The organism is Arthrobacter rhombi (assembly GCF_900163545.1).
Taxonomy (GTDB): domain Bacteria; phylum Actinomycetota; class Actinomycetes; order Actinomycetales; family Micrococcaceae; genus Arthrobacter_H; species Arthrobacter_H rhombi_A.
Genome location: NZ_FUHW01000007.1, coordinates 19401 through 38791 on the forward strand (window position 1 = coordinate 19401; position 19391 = coordinate 38791).

At 64.5% G+C, this 19391-nt stretch carries 16 protein-coding genes; 7 read left to right on the forward strand and 9 right to left on the reverse strand.

Annotated elements, in window-relative coordinates:
- Positions 1-47: 47 nt before the first annotated feature.
- The gene (locus FM101_RS01280; RefSeq protein ID WP_241895508.1) at positions 48-1175 is read left to right on the forward strand and encodes a diaminopropionate ammonia-lyase; all 1128 of its coding nucleotides are present in this window, start codon (positions 48-50) and stop codon (positions 1173-1175) included.
- On the opposite strand, the gene FM101_RS01285 is transcribed toward FM101_RS01280, so the two are convergent.
- Entirely contained in the window at positions 1172-2179 is a 1008-nt protein-coding gene (locus tag FM101_RS01285) for a formylglycine-generating enzyme family protein (protein ID WP_428844130.1), read from the reverse strand. The genes FM101_RS01280 and FM101_RS01285 overlap by 4 nt on opposite strands.
- Positions 2176-3342 carry an ROK family transcriptional regulator gene (locus tag FM101_RS01290; RefSeq protein ID WP_086994316.1) on the reverse strand — a complete coding sequence of 389 codons (1167 nt, stop codon included), beginning with the start codon at positions 3340-3342 and terminating at the stop codon, positions 2176-2178. The genes FM101_RS01285 and FM101_RS01290 overlap by 4 nt, the downstream gene beginning before the upstream one ends.
- A gap of 210 nt (positions 3343-3552) precedes the next feature.
- On the opposite strand from FM101_RS01290, the gene FM101_RS01295 reads away from it, so the two are divergent.
- The 4 genes from FM101_RS01295 to FM101_RS01310 all read left to right on the forward strand — a co-directional run bounded on the left by FM101_RS01295 (position 3553) and on the right by FM101_RS01310 (position 7721).
- The gene (locus tag FM101_RS01295) at positions 3553-4302 is read left to right on the forward strand and encodes an ABC transporter permease (protein ID WP_086994319.1); all 750 of its coding nucleotides are present in this window, start codon (positions 3553-3555) and stop codon (positions 4300-4302) included.
- A gap of 13 nt (positions 4303-4315) precedes the next feature.
- Positions 4316-5116, forward strand: coding sequence for an ABC transporter ATP-binding protein (locus FM101_RS01300; RefSeq protein ID WP_086994322.1), 801 nt, complete (start codon positions 4316-4318; stop codon positions 5114-5116).
- Positions 5117-5179: 63 nt separating this feature from the next.
- Entirely contained in the window at positions 5180-6199 is a 1020-nt protein-coding gene (locus tag FM101_RS01305; protein ID WP_086994324.1) for an aliphatic sulfonate ABC transporter substrate-binding protein, read from the forward strand.
- Positions 6200-6209: 10 nt separating this feature from the next.
- The gene (locus FM101_RS01310; protein WP_241895507.1) at positions 6210-7721 is read left to right on the forward strand and encodes a sulfatase-like hydrolase/transferase; all 1512 of its coding nucleotides are present in this window, start codon (positions 6210-6212) and stop codon (positions 7719-7721) included.
- A 63-nt stretch (positions 7722-7784) separates the two neighbouring features.
- Here the strand turns inward: FM101_RS01310 and FM101_RS01315 are convergent, their stop codons facing one another.
- From FM101_RS01315 to FM101_RS01330, 4 genes are read right to left on the reverse strand one after another with little or no spacing between them, the layout of a single operon-like run.
- Positions 7785-9134, reverse strand: a complete 1350-nt coding sequence (locus FM101_RS01315) for a sulfatase family protein (protein ID WP_086994327.1) — start codon at positions 9132-9134, stop codon at positions 7785-7787.
- Positions 9134-10042 carry a carbohydrate ABC transporter permease gene (locus tag FM101_RS01320; RefSeq protein ID WP_086994330.1) on the reverse strand — a complete coding sequence of 303 codons (909 nt, stop codon included), beginning with the start codon at positions 10040-10042 and terminating at the stop codon, positions 9134-9136. Before FM101_RS01320 ends, FM101_RS01315 begins: the two co-directional genes overlap by 1 nt.
- 8 nt (positions 10043-10050) lie before the next feature.
- Positions 10051-11034, reverse strand: a complete 984-nt coding sequence (locus FM101_RS01325) for a carbohydrate ABC transporter permease (RefSeq protein ID WP_086994333.1) — start codon at positions 11032-11034, stop codon at positions 10051-10053.
- The gene (locus tag FM101_RS01330) at positions 11034-12374 is read right to left on the reverse strand and encodes an ABC transporter substrate-binding protein (RefSeq protein ID WP_086994336.1); all 1341 of its coding nucleotides are present in this window, start codon (positions 12372-12374) and stop codon (positions 11034-11036) included. Before FM101_RS01330 ends, FM101_RS01325 begins: the two co-directional genes overlap by 1 nt.
- A gap of 315 nt (positions 12375-12689) precedes the next feature.
- Between FM101_RS01330 and FM101_RS01335 the strand changes: the two genes are divergently transcribed.
- Together FM101_RS01335 and FM101_RS01340 are read left to right on the forward strand one after the other, a co-directional pair.
- Positions 12690-13700 carry a Gfo/Idh/MocA family protein gene (locus FM101_RS01335; RefSeq protein ID WP_086994339.1) on the forward strand — a complete coding sequence of 337 codons (1011 nt, stop codon included), beginning with the start codon at positions 12690-12692 and terminating at the stop codon, positions 13698-13700.
- 36 nt (positions 13701-13736) lie between these two features.
- Positions 13737-15629, forward strand: coding sequence for a DUF2264 domain-containing protein (locus tag FM101_RS01340; RefSeq protein ID WP_086994342.1), 1893 nt, complete (start codon positions 13737-13739; stop codon positions 15627-15629).
- 10 nt (positions 15630-15639) lie between these two features.
- On the opposite strand, the gene FM101_RS01345 is transcribed toward FM101_RS01340, so the two are convergent.
- From FM101_RS01345 to FM101_RS01355, 3 genes are read right to left on the reverse strand one after another with little or no spacing between them, the layout of a single operon-like run.
- Positions 15640-16407 carry a copper homeostasis protein CutC gene (locus FM101_RS01345; RefSeq protein WP_086994345.1) on the reverse strand — a complete coding sequence of 256 codons (768 nt, stop codon included), beginning with the start codon at positions 16405-16407 and terminating at the stop codon, positions 15640-15642.
- A 58-nt stretch (positions 16408-16465) separates the two neighbouring features.
- Positions 16466-17896, reverse strand: a complete 1431-nt coding sequence (locus tag FM101_RS01350; RefSeq protein ID WP_158225985.1) for a sulfatase family protein — start codon at positions 17894-17896, stop codon at positions 16466-16468.
- Positions 17889-19349 carry a sulfatase-like hydrolase/transferase gene (locus FM101_RS01355; RefSeq protein ID WP_086994351.1) on the reverse strand — a complete coding sequence of 487 codons (1461 nt, stop codon included), beginning with the start codon at positions 19347-19349 and terminating at the stop codon, positions 17889-17891. The genes FM101_RS01350 and FM101_RS01355 overlap by 8 nt, the downstream gene beginning before the upstream one ends.
- Positions 19350-19391 lie beyond the last annotated feature (42 nt).

Genomic DNA, 19391 nt, shown 5'->3' on the forward strand with positions numbered 1-19391 from the left:
TCAGGGATGCCGGGACCGGTGTCCCGTTCCACAAGGGAGGCATGACCATGGGCGAACCCAGCACCTGGTATTCCCGTCCAGCCGCCAAGAGGTGGCGGACTACAGCACCGGGATCGGGGTTGGACTACCACCGCAGCTTGGCCGGCTATGCGCCCACGCCGCTGGTTGAGCTGCCGTCCCTGGCCGCCGAACTGCGGGTGGGGCGCGTCCTGCTCAAGGACGAATCCAGCAGGTTGGGGCTGCCGGCCTTCAAGATCCTTGGCGCCTCCTGGGCCGTGTGCCGGGCGCTCTGCCAGCGTCTGGGCCAGGACCCCGAGAGGATGACCGTGCCTCGGCTGGCCGGACTCTTGCGCCAAGAGGGCGCGCCGGGAAAGCTGCCGGTGCTCGTCACGGCAACGGATGGCAATCATGGCCGGGCCATCGCCCGGATGGCCCGGCTGCTCGGGGTGGAGGCCCGAATCCATGTTCCCGCTGGACTCGGAGTCGCCGCGCTGGAGGGGATCAGGGGCGAAGGCGCCCGCCTCGTGGAAGAGGAGGCAGTGTACGACGACGTCGTGGCCAGGGCCGCCGCTTCGGTCGAGGGCAGCGAGAGCGATGTGCTGATCCAGGACACCGCCTGGGAGGGGTACACCCAGGTCCCACAGTGGATCGTCGACGGATACACCACCCTGTTCCGCGAGATCGACGACGCCCTTCAGGTTCAGGGGGGCAGCCCGGATCTGCTGGCCTGCCCGGTGGGGGTGGGTTCCTTGGCCCAGGCGCTCGTGGAACATTATCGAAGCCGCCCAGGCCCAGGGCCGGCCCTGCTCGGGGTGGAACCGGACTCCGCGGCCTGCCTGACCCGATCGTTGCAGGCCGGGGCGCCCATCACCGTGGATACCTCGGTTCCCACCCTGATGGCGGGGCTGAACTGCGGGAGCGTTTCCTCACTGGGCTGGCCGCTGCTCTCCGCCGGAATGGACGCCGCCGTCGGGGTCACCGAAGGCCAATGTCGCCGGGCGGTTCAGGATCTCGAGGAGCTGGCTCAGGATGCTGGACCCTGTGGGGCCGCAGCACTGGCAGGGACCCGGAACGCCCTGGCCGTGACCGCACGACGCCGGGAACTGGGCGTCACGGAAGACTCCGTCGTCGTACTGGTCAATACCGAGGGGCGGGCCGCCAACCCGCTGGTCTAGCGGGGCTGCTGCGCCACCGGTGCAACGGTCCGGAAGCCGAGATTGCTGCTGGCCGAATCCGGGGTGTTGGCCGACCGTGCTGAGACCCGATACCGATTGCAATAGGAATCGTGGCAGAGGAACGAGCCTCCCCGCATCACCCGCCCGGGGCCGGCAGCTGGGCCGGTAGGGTCCTTCAGCGGGGAGTTGCTGTAGTAGTTGGGGTCGAACCAATCGGCGCACCATTCCCAGACGTTCCCCGCCATCTCGTAGAGGCCGAACCCGTTGGGGGCGAACGTGCCCGTAGGAGCAGGTCCGAGATAGCCGTCGTCGAGGGTGTTCTGCACCGGGAACCTTCCCTGCCAGATATTGCACAGGTGCCCGCCGTCGGTGGCCAACAGCTCATCCCCCCACGCGTAGCGGCGAGATTCCAGGCCCCCGCGTGCCGCATGTTCCCACTGTGCTTCGGTGGGCAGGGACCTTCCGGCCCACCGGCAGTAGGCCACGGCGTCGTTCCACGAGACCTGGACCACCGGCGACTGCGGTTCCTGCCGCCAGGAGGAACGGGGCCCGTGCGGATGGGCCCAGTCGGAGCCGCGGACGGTGATCCACCAGGGCACATCACTGGAGCGGCCGAGGATGTCGCGGTCGTCGGCGTCGACCAGCAGATGGAAGACCGCAGAGTAGCCGTACTCCTCGGACTCCGTGCGGAATCCTGTGGCCTGAACGAAACGGTTGAATTCGGCGTTGGTGACCGTCGTGGAATCGATGGAATAGGGCGAGAGTGACACGTCATGGACCGGAAGTTCCCCGTCGTGGGGGTATCCCTCGTCAAAGGCGTCGCCCATGCTGAAGGTTCCGCCGGTCAACTCGACCGTGTCGAGCAGGCGATGCTCTTTCGTTGCTGGCCCGGCGGCAGGTGCGGCAGAGGCGGCAGCAGCAGCCTCGGTGGTGTGGGCTGGCTCGGAGCGGGCCGGACCATGGCAGCAGGACAAGGAGTTCTCCTTCGGATCGGATGCGGTCACTGTATCGCGACCATGAAATCGGTGCCCCACCGCTGCAGCGCCTGCAGGGCGGCCCCATGGCTGGCCTCGTATTGAGTGCCTTCGTGGAGGACGAGTTCGGGGACCGGGAGCGAGACGGCGGTGCGTCGACGGGTTAGTTCCTGGAGGGCAGCTTCGTGGAGCGAAACCCCCAAATGCGCCAGCTGGCCACTGAGGATGATCCGGCGGGGGTCGATGAGCATCGTCGCGCTGGACAATGCCACACCCAGCAGCGTCCCGGCCCAAGAGACCAGCTCGACGGCGCGCTGCTCTCCGTCGCCGGCCAGGGCGGACAGCTCCGCCAGATCGGTGACCTCCAGCCCGTGATCGGTAGCGCGGCGCAGGATCGCCCCCATGCCGATCAGAGCCTCCAGGCACCCTCGGGAGCCACACCAACACAGGGGCCCTGCCGGATCCATGCACAGGTGCCCCAGCTCCCCGGCGGCCCCGTGCCCTCCGCGGAAGATCTCGGTCCCGTCGATCAGTCCGGCGCTGATCCCGTCCGAGAGGACGACGTAGAGCAGGCCGGTCGTGGCCGCGGCAGGGGCCTCCCGCAGATGGCGGAGGGCTGCCAACCGGGTGTTGTTATCCCAGAGGACCGGGGCGGGGATGAGTCGACGCAGCCGTTCCAGGGGGAAACCTGCGGGGTCTGCGCCGGTGGCGTCCGGATCATCGGCGGCGGGCAGATGCCTTCCGGAGATCGCCACACCCGTTCCGATGATCGAATCCGCGGTGATGGTCCCGGAGCTGATCAGGGCACGGACCGAACGCAGGGCGATACCTAGCCGGTGAGCCAAACTGGGTCCGGCCTCGAAGGTGGTGAGTTTCTGGGCGAGGACTGTTCCGTCCAGAGCGGCGACGGTGACGGCCACGCGCGCCCGCCCCACTTCGATTCCCAGCGCGGCTCCAATGGTGCTGCGCGGGCGCAACAGGACCTGCGGCCTGCCGTTGCGTCCGGCCCCATAGGCAGCCAGACCGGCCTCCTCCAACAGGCCCCGCTCGATGAGACGAGTGACCGCGGAAGAGATGGTGGGACGCGAAAAACCCAGCTGCTGCTGCAAACCAGAACGACTCGTGGGGCCATCCTGAAGCAGTGTTTGGACAACCCGTTTATCGGTAGTCGAGAGTTCACCCTGGGCATTCATACCTTGGAGCCTAGCGGAACTTCATAAGAATCGACCAGAATTTTTGTTGCACAGAAATGACTTAGGTAAATGTGCTTGTCGTAAGTAGCGTCAGTGGATAGTGTGACCTGTATGACATCGCAAACAGCTCCCGCCGACAGCGGGCGGAGCACTATTCCTTCACAGGGAACCCCGGGACCGCGGCCACCGCGAAAAGAAGCCCGCCAGCCCATGTCCACGCAGACCTTGCGGATCATCAGCGTTCTAGCAGTTATCGGTGGCATCGCTGTCTGGTGGCTCGTCTCGGCCAGCGGTCTGGTCGTGATCCCCGGGCCCGTCGCCGTGGCGGCGAAGGCCGTGGAAATGGGTCAGTCAGGGGTTTTGATCTCGGATATCGCAGCCAGCCTGGCCCGTGTGCTGAGCGGTTTCCTGCTGGGCGTTCTCTTGGCCATCCCCGTGGGCTTCCTGATGGGCTGGTACCCGTTATTCCGGTCCATCCTGGAGCCATACGTCCAGTTCTTCCGCACCGTCCCGCCGCTGGCCATCATCCCGTTGGCGATCGTCCTGATGGGCATCGGCGAGACACCGAAGATTTTCGTGATCTTTCTGGCCTCGTTCCTTACCTGCGTGGTCTCGACGTTCCAGGGGGTCGTGACCGTTGAAAAGACGCTGATCAACGCGGCCCGGGTTCTGGGAGCTTCCAGCTTCGTCGTGTTCCGACGAGTCGTGGTGCCGGCGTCGAGCCCGTTCATCCTCGTCGGCATGCGCGTGGGTTTGGGTGCTTCATGGGCCACCGTGGTGGCCGCCGAGCTCATCGCCGCACCCAGTGGATTGGGCTTCCGCATGCAACAGGCGCAGCTGTACTACGACCTCCCCACCATCTTCGTGGACCTGATTGCGATCGGTCTGCTGGGGCTGATCATGGACCGCATCCTCCTGCTGCTTGAGGCCCGCCTCACGCGCTGGCAAGAACGACGATAGAGAGAAGACGATCATGCCTCGTGCGACCACCAAGCCGATGATCCAGTTCGAAAACATCCACCAGGAATTCATGCTCGGCGGAGAGATCTTCACCGCCGTAGAAGACGTGTCACTGGACGTCGCCGACGGGGAGTTCGTCACCGTCGTCGGCCCCTCGGGATGCGGGAAGTCCACCATCCTCAACGCAGCAGCCGGACTGTTGGAACCCACCAGCGGACGGGTCCTCGTCGACGAAGAGGAGGTCACCGGTCCGAGCCCCCGCACCGGGGTGATCTTCCAGCAATACGCACTGTTTCCCTGGCTGACCGTACGCAAGAACGTCGAGTTCGGTTTGGAACTACAGAAAGTCCCCGCGAAGCAGCGACGCCACACCGTCGACCACTATCTGGAACTGGTGGGGCTCACGGCGTTCGCCGAGGCACTTCCCAAGGAGCTGTCCGGCGGGATGAAGCAACGGTGCGCCATTGCCCGCGCCTATGCGGTCAACCCGGAGATCCTGCTCATGGACGAACCCTTCGGAGCTCTGGACGCCCTCACCCGCGTGCATATGCAGGAACAACTCCTCGAGACGTGGGGGCGGGAACGGCGCACCGTCCTGTTCGTGACCCACGACGTCGACGAAGCCGTATATCTGGCCTCGAAGGTCATCGTCATGGCGGCCCGGCCCGGCAGGATCTACAAGGTGGTTGACGTCGGCCTTCCCTACCCGCGGGACAACGACCTGCGCATGACCCCCGAATTCTCCGAGCTCCGCTCACAGGTCTGGGACGCGGTCTACAACCAGCCGGACTCCGATACCGAAAACAGCGGATAAGGCACCAGCCTCGTTTTCGTTCCGCACCACCGACATCCACTCAGCACACCTCTGGAGGGCATCATGAACCTGAACAACACCAAACGCCGGGATTTTCTCGCCGGTGGTCTCGGCCTCGCCACCATCGCCGCGCTGACGGCCTGTGCCGGCTCCGAATCCAGCGGCTCGTCCGGCGGGGCGGAAAAGATGCCCATCAAGGTGGGCTACATCGCCGACTATAACGGCGCCGCCCTGCTCGCCCTGGCCAACGAAGAAGGGTATTGGGACCAGGCCGGGCTGAAGCCCGACTTCGTGCCCTTCACCAATGGACCGTTGGCGATCCAGGCGCTGGGAACCAATAATGTGGATGTCGCGTACATCGGGTCGGGAGCCCTGTGGCTTCCGGCATCGGGCAAGGCAGAGATCTGGGCGCTGAACACCGTGTCCAACGCCGACCGGGTCATCGCCCAGCCGGGGATCTCCTCGATGGAGGACCTGAAGGGCAAGAAGGTCGGTGTCCCCGAGGGGACGTCGGGGGATCAGCTGCTGAACCTGGTCCTCAAGAAGGAGGGCCTGAAGCGCGAGGACTTCGACATCGTCACCATGGATCCCTCGACGGCTGTTTCGGCCTTCGCCTCGGGACAAATCGACGGAGCGGCCCTGTGGTACCCGTTGATCGACAACATCAAGGAGCGCGTCCCGGACGTCGTCGAACTGGCGGCCAATAAGGACTACCTGGACGACCTGACCTTCCCCAGCTCCTTCGTTGCGGCAGCGGGCCGGGCGGAGAAGGACAAGGAGCTCGCGCAAAAGTTCATTTCCGTGGTCAAGGCCTCCAACGACTTCCGGCAGGAGAACACGGAAAAGAGCCTCTCGGCTTCGGCGAAGTTCCTGAAGGTCGGGGAGGAAACGCTCAAGCCGCAGGTCGACGTCGCGATCACCTTCACCAGTGCCGAGCTGGAGGAGAAAACCAAGGACGGAACCATCGGCAAATGGCTCAAGGGCTTGGAGGAGCAGTTCCTCGCCGACGACAAGATCGACAAGATCGCCGATCCGAAGACGTTCTACACCGGCGACTTGTACGTCGAAACGAAGAAGGCATAGGTCAATAGAGTTGGAACCGACACAGAAGAAGCGCAACATCCTGTTCCTGATGACGGATCAGCAGCGCATCGACACGCTGGGCTGCTACGGGAACAGTTCGGAACACACCCCGCATCTGGATGCGATGGCCGAACGCGGCACCGTGTTCGAGCGGGCCTACACTCCGACGGCCATCTGCACTCCGGCACGGTCCTCGTTGCTGACGGGGAAGCATCCGTTCGAGCACGGACTGTTGGCGAACTACGAGTGGAATTCCGGTGCCCGCGAGGAATTGCCCGACGGAACTCCCACGTTCGCCGATGAACTACACCGCCAGGGCTACCGGCTCGGACACGTCGGCAAATGGCATGTGGGCCGCCATCGCGGACCGGAATACTACGGTTTCGAGGGCAAGCACCTGGCCGGGGCACTGAACACCTTCGACGACCCGGACTACGTTCAGTGGCTCGAGGACCACGGGCATCCGGCCTTCAAGATCGTGGAACCTGTCTACACCACGGCCTCCGACGGTTCGCAGGGACACCTGATTGCCGGGATCACCGAGCAGCCGACCGAAGCGACCTTCGAGGCCTGGCTGGCCGACCAGACCATCGCCAAGCTGCGGGAATTCGCTGCGGGGACCGGCGCCGAAGGGAACGACGACGGGACGCCGTTCTTCCTGTCCTGCCATATTTTCGGTCCTCACCTTCCGTACCTGATCCCACGCCAGTGGTACGACTTGGTGGACCCGAGCGATATCGAATTGCCCGGTTCCTTCGCCGAAACCTTCCACGGCAAACCTCAGGTCCAGCAGACCTACGCCGAATACTGGTCCACGGAGTCCTTCAGCACCGAGGAGTGGAAGAAGCTCACCGCCGTGTACTGGGGCTATGTCGCCATGATCGACCACGAGATCGGCCGCATCCTGGCCGTGGTGGACGAGCTGGGGCTGGCCGATGACACCGTCACCATGTTCACCGCCGACCACGGAGAGTTCACCGGGGCCCATCGCCTGAATGACAAGGGCCCGGCCATGTATGAGGACATCTACCGGATCCCCGCGATCGTGGCGGAGCCCGGGCAAGAAGGACGGCGCGAGGAGAAGTTCGTCTCGTTGCAGGATTTCACGGCGTCGTTCATCGACATTGCCGGCGGCAACGCAGAAGGCATCCGCGGCGAATCGCTGATGCCGGCCTGCACCGCACCCCTGGGACAGGAGTGGAGGACCGAAATCGTCTGCGAGTTCCACGGCCACCACTTCCCCTACGCCCAGCGGATGATCCGGGACTACCGGTATAAATACATCGCGAATCCGGAGGGGATCGATGAGCTCTACGATCTGGAGGCCGACCCCGACGAGCTGAACAACGTCGTGGACGTCCCGGTCTACCGCCCGGTGCTCAAGGACCTGCGCCTGCGCCTGTACCAGGAGCTGATCAGGCGGGGGGACCGTTTCTACCAGTGGCTGGCCTTTGCCGGGGACATCGATCCCGCCGATCGGCTTCGTCCGGAGACCGCCGTCGAACGCTTCATCGACGCCTAGGGTGTGCAGAAGGCCCGGGTTCCTCCCAGCAGGGAAGGAACCCGGGCCTTCGCCGTTCCCGGATCAGTAGGGGATCGCGTAGATCCCCGCACGCACTGCAGGGTCCACCCCGGTGGGCAGCACGAGCTTCTTCAGGAAGGCCGCGTCGCCGGTCTCCAGGCACCAGGCGAGCAGCCGGGCGCGGAAGTCCTCCAATACCTCGTCGAAGGCCGATTCGGCGGCCAGATTGCGCATTTCGCCCGGATCCGCGATCAGATCCACGAGCTGTTCGCGGTATTTTCCCCAACTATAGACCGAATACTTATACCGTTCCCCGATGAAGGCCCGGCCCAAGGTGGAGCCTTTGTCGCCGGTCCCGAAAGCCGTTTCGATCGCGACTCCGTCGTCGCTGGTGCGCGGCTGCGCCAGGACATCGTGCCCGGTGGCCCCCGGCGGTGCATTAATGCCGGCCACCCCGCACAGGGTGGGGATCAGATCCACCCCGAGGGAAACGAGCTGCTCGGAGACCTGTGAAGCGCCGATACCGGGGCCACGCATGAGCAGCGGGATCCTGACGGTCTCTTCCTGCAGGGAGGTCTTCTGGTTCCAGCCGTGGGAGGCGTCACCGTCTCCGTGGTCGCTGGTGAAGAGCACTACGGTGTCATCGGCCAGTCCGTGCGCCTCCAGCGAGTCCAAGATCGAACCGATCTGTCCATCCGCCCACTCGATGAGTCGGGCATAGGTGTGTCGATACAGGCGCCAATCATCGGCGGTGAACTCGGAGGTCCCGTAGGACGGCTCGGCCTGAGTGCGTTCGTACGTCAACGCCTGGGGACTAGCTGGCGGTGTCGCGAAGTTCGCCGGCAGGGGAGGAGCATCGCGGACGGAAGCCGGCGGGGGGACATCACCATAGGGCAGATGCTGTCCGCGGGCGTATTCGCAAATGGTGTGGGGGTTATCGAAGGAGGCGAAGAGCAAGAACGGCTTCTCCTGCTGCTGCCGGGTCCCCAACCAGGCGTCGGCGGCCTCGGGAAGCCCCAGATCACCGAAGGGGTGGACCACGTCGAACCCATCGGCCTCGACGGCACTGGCCCCCGGGGCATGCCATTTGCCGGCGTACGCGCAGTCATAGCCTGCGGAAGTGAACCAATGCCCCAGGCTTTCGGGGGAGCGGCCCGGGGTCTTCCCGGAGACGCCGGCATTGCCGGAGATGCCCAGTTCGTGGGGGTACCGCCCGGCGACCAGCGAACTGCGGGCCGGAACGCAGAGCGGAAAGGTGGTGTATGCGCGGTTAAAGCGAAGGCCGGCCCCGGAAAGTGCGTCCAAACAAGGAGTCTGGACGATTTCGGAGCCGGCACAACCCAGCGCGTGGGCGGCCCACTGGTCGGCCATGATGATCACGATATTCGGCCGGCCGCCAGTGGGGACGTTCACTACTTGCCCATGCCCAGGGTCAACCCCTCGGTCAGGCGGCGCCCCAGCCAGAGGTAGACCACCAGCATGGGAATGACGACGATCACCAGCCCGGCGAACAACCCGCCCCAGTCGGCACCCGAGTAGGTCTGCTGCTGGATGAAGGAAATGAGCGCCACCGGGAGGGTGTAGTTCTCGGTGGACTGCATCAGCGTCAGCGACAGCAGGGTTTCATTCCAGTGCGCGATCACCTGCAGGACGAAGGCGGTCAAAATGCCACCCTTGGCCAGTGGGAGGGTGATGCGGAAGAACGTTCCAAACGCATTGGAACCGTCCAGGGCCGCAGCTTCCTCCATCTCGATCGGCAGCGACCTGAAGAAGGCCGTGAGCAGGAATACGGTGAACGGCATCGAGATGCCGATATACACCAGGTTCAGCCCGAGCAGGCTATCGGTCAGGTACACCTTGTTGAGCATGACGAATAGCGGAATGAGGATCACCTGGGCGGGAATGCCCAGACCCAGGATGAAGTACAGGCTCAACGCATTGGTCAGCTTGTTCTCGACGCGGCCCAGATAGTAGGCAGCGGGTGCCGCCACCACCACGGCCACCACGGAGGAGACCACGGTGGTCATGAAGCTGTTCCACGTGGCCTGGGCGAAATTGCCCACGGTCCAGGCATTCACGTAGTTGGTGAAGTCCATCGAGGCCGGGATGCCCCACGGGTCGCTCAGGATTTCCCTGGTGCCACGGAAGGACTGGGCGACCATCCACACCAGCATGAGGATCATGACGGCGACGGCGATCCAGAGGACCGTGATCCCCAGACCGCGCAGGAAGGTGCGTTCCCCCGCCATGGCGGGGCTTGCGGCACGATTGCGTTTCCTGCGGATGGGAGTGACGACGGCGACGTCCAGGTTTTCAGACATGCTTCCTCCTAGAATTCGACGGCGTCACGGCGCATGGCACGACGCAGGATGATGACGAGGACGGAGATCAGGGCCAGCGAGATGATCGCCGAGGCGGTCGCCGCACCGTAGGCCGGCGTGGACTGGCCCGAGAACGCGGTGACGTAGGTGTAGACCGCCGTCGTCCAGGTTTGGGTCGGAGGGAGTCCGGCGCCACTGCTGCCGCCGAACACCCAGATGATCTCGAAGATCTTGATCGATGAAATCGTCCACAACACCGCACACGTCCCGAAGACATCCCAGGTCAGCGGCAGGATCACGTAGCGCAGCCGCTGGAACGGGGTCGCCCCGGCGAGAGCGCAGTCCTCATAGAAATACGGGGGGATGCGGTCCACTCCGGCCATCAAGATGGTGGTGAAGTAGCCGGTGGTGGTGGCCACCATGGTCACCATGATCAGCGGGAAGAGGTTGTCCGCGGCGAGCCATTTGGGCGGGTCGGTGACCCCCAGTGGCTCGAGCAGCTTGTTGACCAGCCCGCCCGGATTGAAGATGAACCCGGCCAGAACGCCAAAGACCAACGCGTTGATCAGGTGGGGGAAGAAGATCACCGAGCGGGCGATCTTCTTGCCCATCATGTCCCGCAGCACCAGGCTCAGCCCGAAGGCGATCACGAAGATCGCGATGCCGACGACGAAGAGCAGGAGCAGGGTGTTGCCGAACGACGTGAGGAACAGGTCGTCGCGGAAGACCTGGGAGTAGTTCTTCAGACCCACGAACTTCATGGGCCCCGAACCGGACCACTTATGCAGGCTGATCCAGAAGGCGCCGATGGACGGGACGATGAACAGGATGGTGTAGAACAGGAACGCTGGCCCGACGAACGGGATCAGGAGCTTACGCCGCTGCCGGTCGATGGAACTGCCGGATTCCTGCTTCTTCTTGCGCCCCCGTGGTGCGCCTCGGGGCTGCTTGGCCGGTTCAGTGCCGACCTCTTGGACTGGGGTCAAGGTCATTAGCCATTGTCCTTCCAGTACTGCTTCTGATCCTGCTGCATCTTCTTGACGTACTCTTCAGCGGTGATCTTGCCCAGGAAGAGCTGGTCGGTATTGGGCCAGAGGATCTTCTCCTGGTAGCCGGGGAAGACCACGCCGTCGAAGGCGAGGTTGATGCTCTCGGTCTCATCGACCGCATCCTTGATGTCCTGCATTTCCGGGGCGATGGTGGCGTCGGTGCGGATCGGCAAGACCTTGGCCTTGGCGCCGAACTGGTCCTGGTATTTCTTGTCCAGCAGGGTCACTGCGAGCTGTTCGGCAGCGGCTGCGTGCTCGGCCTTGCGTGGGATCGAGAATCCAACGAAGTCGGCGCGGACGCTGGTCGGGTTGCCGTCAACAGAGGGGAACTGGAAAGAGGCGTAGTCGAAGCCCTTCGAGGCGTAGGGGGAGGTTTCGGCCGGGATCCACGAACCGTTCAACAGCAGGTCTGCCTTGCCGGTGGCCCATTTCTGCTGCTGGGCGGGGAACTTGCTGGCGTCGTAACCGCTGATCAGGTAACCGCTCTTGGCGATTTCCTCGACCTTCTTCGCCGAATCCAGGACCTCGGGGGAGGACCAGGCCTCCCCGGACGTGTCGGCGGCCAGCTTCTTGAAGGAGCCGGGCCCGCCGTGTCGCAGGACCAGGTTGATGATCCATGCCGAGTTGTAACCGCCGATGTCGCCGTCCGCTGCCAGCGGCGCGGCCTTGCCCTTCTCGAGCTTCTTCAAGGTGGCCATGAAATCGTCCCACGTCTTGGGTGGGTTGGCGGCGATCTCCGGGTGGTCCTTCTTATTGAACCAGAACGCTTCGGAGCTGAAGTTGTAGGGCAGCATCCAGGGCTGGTCGTTCTCGTCGGAGATGTCTGCGTTCTTGAGGTACTTCTCCGGAATCAGTTCGGAAACTGTCTTGCCGTCGACATCGGCGTCGTACGTGCTGCCGAGGCCGAGGGCCTGGCCGGTGTCGCCGACCGAGGTCGCCAACTTGCCGTAGGCCCCGTCCACCAGGTCAGGGACGTTGTTGGTGTTCAGTGCCGGCACCAGCTTCTGCGTGTTGCTGCGACCTTGCCACTGCACGTCCACCTTGGCGCCGGTGTCCTTCTCGAAGTCCTTGATGGCCGAGGCGATGACCTTCTGCTGGGCTTCGCCTTCCTTCCACATGGACCAGTACGTCAGCGTCTGGCCGTCGATGGAAGTCGTCATGTCATCTGCCTGTGCTTCGGCGCTCGAGGAGGAGGCGGGGCCGCCGCAACCGGTGACCGAGAAGACCAAAGCCGATCCGAGGAGGAGGGCCGTGGGGCGAAAATAGCGGGCTGTTTTGCCCATGGCATTCACCTTTCGTGAGGGTGAACCGCGGATACTGCGGTTCGGTTGAGACGACTATCACAGCGTCAAAAAGAAGGATTCAAGTGGTACTTGAAGAAGTCCTGTGACAAAACATGGTCTTTCATGGTTTTATCCGCATTCCGTCGACCCGTGAAAGCAATGCAGATCATAATCGTCGACGATTACGTCTGGAATCATTCTTTATTGGCTTGAATAATCATCTCTTAAGGACCGGCCGTGCCGACCCAAGGTCACGACCCACGATCAGGACCACGCATCAACCACGGTCCACGACGCATATTAAGAGGTAAGCAATTGATCCGTCTAGGAATCATCGGGGCAGGTGCCGTCGCCCCGTTGCATGCACAGGCAGCCACCACGCTGCCCGACGTCGAACTGGTCGCCGTCTGTGACCTTCGGCCCGATACGGCCTCCGACGTCGCCGTGTTGACCGGGGCAGCCGTCTATACCGACTATCTGAAGATGTACGCTGAGGCGGAACTGGATGCGGTCATCGTGAACACCCCGCATGCCCTGCATCTGCAAATGGTGCTCGACGCCGCGGACGCAGGCCTGCATGTGCTGGTGGAAAAGCCCATGGCCATCGGCCTGGCGGACTGCGATGTCATGATGCGCGCCTGCGAACAAGCAGGGGTGACACTCGTCGTCGGGCATATCCAGCATTTCCTGCCTGAAAAGGTTGCCGCCCATGAGGCCTTGGCCTCCGGGAAGCTGGGAAAGCTGCTGATGATCCGTGATTTCCGCAGTACGAACTACCGCCCCGGCACCCGGCCGGCATGGTTCTTCGACCCGGTGATGGCCGGCGGCGGTGCGTTCATGAACATCGGCGGGCATTGCATCGACCGTTCACTCTGGCTTGCTGATTCGGTGGCCGAAACCGTCGACTCCCGGACCCTGGAACGTTTCGGTGTCGAGGTCGAGACCGACGGCTACCTGAATTTGCACCTGCGCAACGGGGTGGAGATCAACATCGTCATCGTCTCGGATCCACCGCAGCGGCTGGACGAGATCCTGTTGATCTGTGAGGAAGGCACGATCTCCTGCACCCCCGACCACGGGACCATCATTCGGCACCACGGACAAAGCAGTACGCTCCACGTCCCCTCGGCGGATAACATCCAGACGGGGTTCACCGCCCAGCTGGCCGACTTCCTAGCTACGGTCAACGGGGCCTCACCACAGGTGAGCAACAACCATGCCCGCAGCATCGTGGAAACCATCCTCGCTTCCTACCGTTCCGCCAGCTCACGGAAGACCGAACCCGTCCGTGCAGAAACCGTAGCGGATCTGCAACAGGCACTGTAGCGACAGCAGGTGGGACCGACGGAAAAAGAGCAGGACATGGAGAAAGCCCGGACCTTCACCGGATGGGGCCGCGTCGAGTGGGAACGGTTGGCCGACCGGTTGATCGCCGGGGCCCACCGCCATTCCTCTCCCGCGGGAGCACGCGTGGTCTTTCCGCCGGCAGCGGGACAAAATGCCACCGACCAGTTGGAGGGTTTCGCGCGGTCGTTCTTGCTGGCTGCGCTGCGCATCGCCGGTTCGGCAGGTTCAGATCCTGCCCTGGTGCAGTGGTACGCCGACGCGCTGGCGGCAGGAACCCGGTGCGGCGATGCCGAACAATGGCCGGGATTAACCGACCACGGCCAACCCACGGTGGAAGCCACCGCGATCGTCCTCGGCCTGCATTTCTCCCGCCCCTGGCTGTGGGACGGACTCGATGACGGGGTGCAAGCCCGGATCATCCACTGGCTCTCCGGAGCCACCGGCCAGGCCTCTGCCGATAACAACCATGTCCTTTTCGGGGCCACCATCCAGGCCTTCCTGGCCTCGATCGGCGCGCCCTGCGACCGGTTCGGCATTGAGGCCGCGTTGGACCGCATCGAGGATTGGTACGCCGGGGACGGCTGGTATTCCGACGGCGAGGGACGCCGATTCGACCACTACAACGCCTGGACCTTCCAGCTTTACCCGTTCTTCATCCTGGAGATGCTCTCCGGAACCGTGGCGGCGGCCACGGCGTCGGCCGAACGCCTGCGGCTCTACCGGGAGCGCCTGGAGATGTTCCTTCGGGGCTACCAGCACCTCTTCGCTGCCGGAGGGAGCCCGTTGATCCAGGGGCGGTCGCTGATCTATCGCTGGGGCGTTGTCGCACCTTTTTGGATGGGCGAGCTCCAAGGGGTGGAGGCATTGCCTCCGGGGCGGACCCGGCGGCTCGCTTCCGGGGTGGCCCGGCATTTCACGGATCGGGGCGTCGGGGACGACGGGGTGCTCCCGCTGGGATGGTGGGGGCCGCGATCCTCCATCCTGCAGTCCTATAACGCCCCGGGCTCCCCGTTGTGGGCGGCCAAGGGGTTTTTGGGGTTGCTGCTCCCGGCCGACCATCCGGCCTGGACCGCGCCGGAGGCGGCCCTGGAGATCGAGGGGGCCGATGTGAATCGGGTCCTGTCCGGACCGCAGTGGCTGGTCCGGGGGGACCACCGTGACGACATCGTGAAAGTCGCCAACTTCGGCACCGGGGGCCACCCGCGCCACGATTCGGCCCTGTATCGACGACTAGCCTTCAGCACGGCCAGTGCCCCGGTCCAGCAGGGCAGCCTGCGCGATAACGACCTCTATGTGCCGTTGGGCGACTCAACGAGTGTGCACCGCGGACCGGTGGCCGGGGTGGCCCGTCCGGGAGGTGGCAGCAGCAGATTCCGGCTGGACGCCGCGGGACGTGATGTCGAGGTCGACTATGCGACGGCGCTGCTGCCCGACGGCGTGGAGCTGCGTGCCGCGCGTATCCGTGGTGCCGTGGCCATGCCCCTCGAAGCCAGCGGCTATGCCTTGGCTGGTGATACCGAGCCGGAATCCGTGCTCACCGCCGCGGGAGCCCTGGCCGCCGGTGCGGACGGGTTGCGCTCCGCCATCCAGTTCGTCGGTGCCCCGGAAGATGACACGGTAGCGGCCACTCCCCGCATCCGCGAAGCCTCCGGATCGATCCTTGGTGAACGGGTTGCCGTACCGGTGATCACGGTGGATCCGGCCGCTGGCGCGGAGACGCGATGGTCCTGGCTGGTCTGCTTCACCCGGCGGAACATCGATCTGGAGGCGGTGGCCAGGCGCCTCGTTCTGAACTGGACGCCCGACGGGCTGCAGGCGTCGGACGGGGCCATCACCGCGAATCTGTCGTGGATTCGCCATGAACGATGGCCGGCCGACGCGATCAATCAGGGAGTCTTCGGGGCCTGAAGCCGATGGGTTAGCGCGAAGCGGCGCGGGCTTCCTTGACCAGTTCTCGGTCGGTTGCGGTTTCCTGCGACGGGGTCAGCACCATCGGCATGGTCCCGGTGCTCGTGCGAACCCCGGGGCTTGCAGCTGCTGCGCCGGCCGGCACCGGAGCGGGCTTCCTTCTGGCGGAGAGGTGTACGGCGTCCAGACCCGCGGCCTTCAACGCCGGGATATCCTCGACGACGAGCCCGCCACCAGCCATGACCTGAAGCCGTCCGGCGGCACGCTGGACCAGACGGGCGAGCAGGTCCAGGCCCGCCCCCACGGAGTCCTCGGCCCCCGAGGTCAACACCCGGGTAAAGCCGAGGCCGGCCAGCAGATCGATGGCTTCCAGCGGGTCGCGGCATTCGTCGATGGCTCGATGGAACGTGATTTCCATGGCGGGGTTGGCCCAGCGGGCCGCATCGAGAAGAGCGCGGGTTCCCGCCCGGTCGATCCAGCCATCGGGGGTGAGCGCCCCGAAGACGACGCCGTCGGCGCCTCGGGCGGCACAGGAGGCGATTTGTTCCGCCATGGTGCCCAGCTCTTCACCGGAGTAGACGAAGTTCCCGGGACGGCAACGGATGATCGGATGGATCTCGGTGGTGCCGGCCAACGGGCCGCGGCACGATTCGAGCAGGGCAGTGGAAGGGGTGAGCCCGCCGACCTCCAGATCCGCGCACAGCTCGACCCGGTTGGCGCCCTCCTCGGCGGCAATCAGTGCTCCGGGAAGGTCGACGACGGCGATCTCGAGTTTCATGGCGTCCTCTTCAGGGGATGGGGGCAGGCTGGCCGGGGCGGCTTGGGCCGATGCGGAATCAGGGTGACCAACGGTCCAGGTCCGCGACCATCGCCCGGAGGTCCTCCAAGGCCGGCCAGGTGTCGCCGGCGACTTCGAGCTCATGAAGCAACTGTACGCAGTATTCTTTGCCGCGCGCGTCCTCCATTGCTGCCAGATGACGCATTTCGTAGGGGTCTGCCCGCAGATCGAAGAGCCGCGGTGTGAGCAGGTACCGGCCCGGCCGGCTGGGATCAGCACGGCAATCGACCAGGAGCTTGGAATCGGCGGTGCGCAAACCGCGGATTCCCGGGCCGCAGTCGGGCGCTGGTGGGCCGTAGTAGATGGCCGATCCGGCTCCGTTGGAGCCGGAAGGCGTCCGGTCCACCAGATCGGCGGAAACGTCGGTGCCCTGCATGGCGTCGGGGATCTTGTCGGACAGTCCGGTCAAACCGAGCAGGGTCGGGGCAACATCCACCGAACCGATCAGCGTCCGTTCGTTACGACCGGCGGCAATATGTCCGGGCCAGCGGATGAGGAACGGCAGAGACATCGACTCCTCCCACGGAACGTTCTTGTACATCAGACCGTGGCTGCCCAGTTGCATCCCGTGGTCGGAGGTGAAGATGACGATCGTGTTCTCCCGCTGTCCGGTTTCCTCCAAGGACGCCAGGAGGCGGCCAATCTGTTCATCTACGGCAGAGACGGCGGAAAAATAGTCGGGGGCCTTCTCCACGGCCTCCCGGCCGGCCGGCGTCCCAAGGTCGACGTTGGGCCGGGTCAACAGTTCCTCGGGTGCCAGGGCGGTATAGCGATCCCGGAACGTGGTCGGGGCCTGGTCGAAGGGTTGGTGTGGGGGATTATGCGAGACCACCAAGGCGAAAGGACCCTCGGACGTGTCCACGGTTCGCAGGAAATCGACCGCGACGTCCGTTTCGTGTTCGACCGACCACTGTTCGACGATCGTCTTTTCCTCGCGCGGCGCGTCACCCATCCAGTAGTGCGGACGCAGATGATTGTCGGCGGCGCCGTAGGAATACCAGAAGGAGAAGCCGTGCCGGCGATCCGGTGGGGAATAGGCGTCCCAGACGGCGCCTTCGCGGAAGCCCTCGCCCCAGATGGCGTCCTCGGCGGTCACGGCCTCCAGATGCCATTTGCCGATGTACCCGGTCTGGTAGCCGGATTCCTGGAGAACCCTGGACCAGGTGTCGATGTCTGGTGGAAGCCCGGCACCGGTGTTGGAGTTGATGTTCACCGGCACCCCGTTGCGGTGCGGGTGTTGGCCGGTCATCAGCATCGCCCGATGCGGGCTGCACACCGGGTAGCTGCTCACGGCATGGGCGACATCGGCTGATTCCCTGGCCAGGCCGTCGAGATTGGGCGTGTAGGTGGGGTCGGCATCGCGGAACCCCAGCGCCGCATCGCGGAACTGGTCCGCCATGATGAACAGCAGGTTCGGTTGCTCAGGCATCATGGTGTTCCTTCCGTGCTGCGTCCCCGATCGGGGTTCCGTCCCAATTCGGGGCAGTGAAGGCGCCCAACGGGTTCCCGGTGAGCGGATGCAGTTGTCCGGCGCCGGCCACTGGCAGGGAACTGCCGTCGAAGTCCTCAGATCCGTAGGTGTCGAACCACTCCTGCAGTTCGGCGCGCATCTCGGCGACCCGGTCGGCATGGGCCGGGTTATCAACCAGGTTCTCCCGTTCCTCCGGGTCGTTCTCCAGATCGTAGAGCTCGTGTGGGCCGTGGGGGTAACGGTGGTTGTACTTCCAGAAGCGATTGCGGATCATGCGGGAGGGGCCGTATTCGTCGAAGACCACTACGGGCCGGGGAACGGCCGCCGCCTCCGTTTCCTGGCCAGTCAACACTGAGGCGAAGGAGCGACCGGGCCCCGTCTCGAATTCACTCGCCTCGAGACCGGCTAGTTCCAGCAGGGTGGCGGCGACGTCATAGGCGGAGAGTAGCTCCTGCGCTACCCGGCCGGTCTGGATGCTGCCGCGGTGGGAGAAGATGGCGGGAACCTTCACCGAGGAGTCGTAGAGGTTCTGCGGGAAGGTGCCGTTACCCTTGCCCCAGATGCCGTGATGACCACAGTTGAAGCCGTTGTCGCTGGAGAAGACCACGATCGTGTCCTCACGCAGTCCGAGTTCCTCGAGCCGGTGCAATACGCGCCCGATGCCGGCGTCCATGGCGCTGACCGCCGCGAAGTAGCCCACCAAGGCCGCACGGGTATCGGCCTCGCCGCCCAGCGGGACCCCGCCCACGGTGGTGGTCCACGGGTGCATGGGTTCCTGCGGGCAGGAGGCGAAGGCCGTGTCCTCGTAAAGTCGCGTGAACTCTTCGGGGTGCTGGTCCTTCCACGGCATATGTGGGGCCGTGTAGTTCAGCGCCAAGAAGAACGGGGCATCCTGGCGTGCAGCCTGCTCGATGAACCCCACAGAGTCGTTGGTGATCGCGTCCGTCAGGTAGTCGGTGACCAATTCCTTCTCACCGTTGCGGTATATGGTGGCGTGGTCGTAGGGGCATCCGCCACCCTCCAAGGCGTACCAATGGTCGAAGCCATGGCGGGCCTCGTCATTGGCGCCAAGATGCCATTTGCCCGACAGGCCCATGTAGTAGCCAGCGGCCGCCAACTCATCGGTGAAGAGTGGTTGGCCGGAGAGGAAGTCCGTGGCGTTGGGGCCGGCCTCGACGCCGTGCAGATAGTCGTGGACTCCATGCCGGGAGGGTGGTTGGCCGGTCATGAGGCTCGCTCGGGCCGGGGAACACACGGGTGAGGCACAAAAGAAGTTCTCCAACCTGGTGCCTTCGGCAGCCAACGCGTCCAAGGTGGGTGTCTGGATGTCCTCGTTGCCCGCGCATCCCATGGCCCAGGCGCCCTGATCGTCGCTGAGGATCATCAAGATGTTGGGTGGGTTCCGATTCACGGGCACTCCTAGTCCTACACGGGATATGGCGGGTGTTCCTTA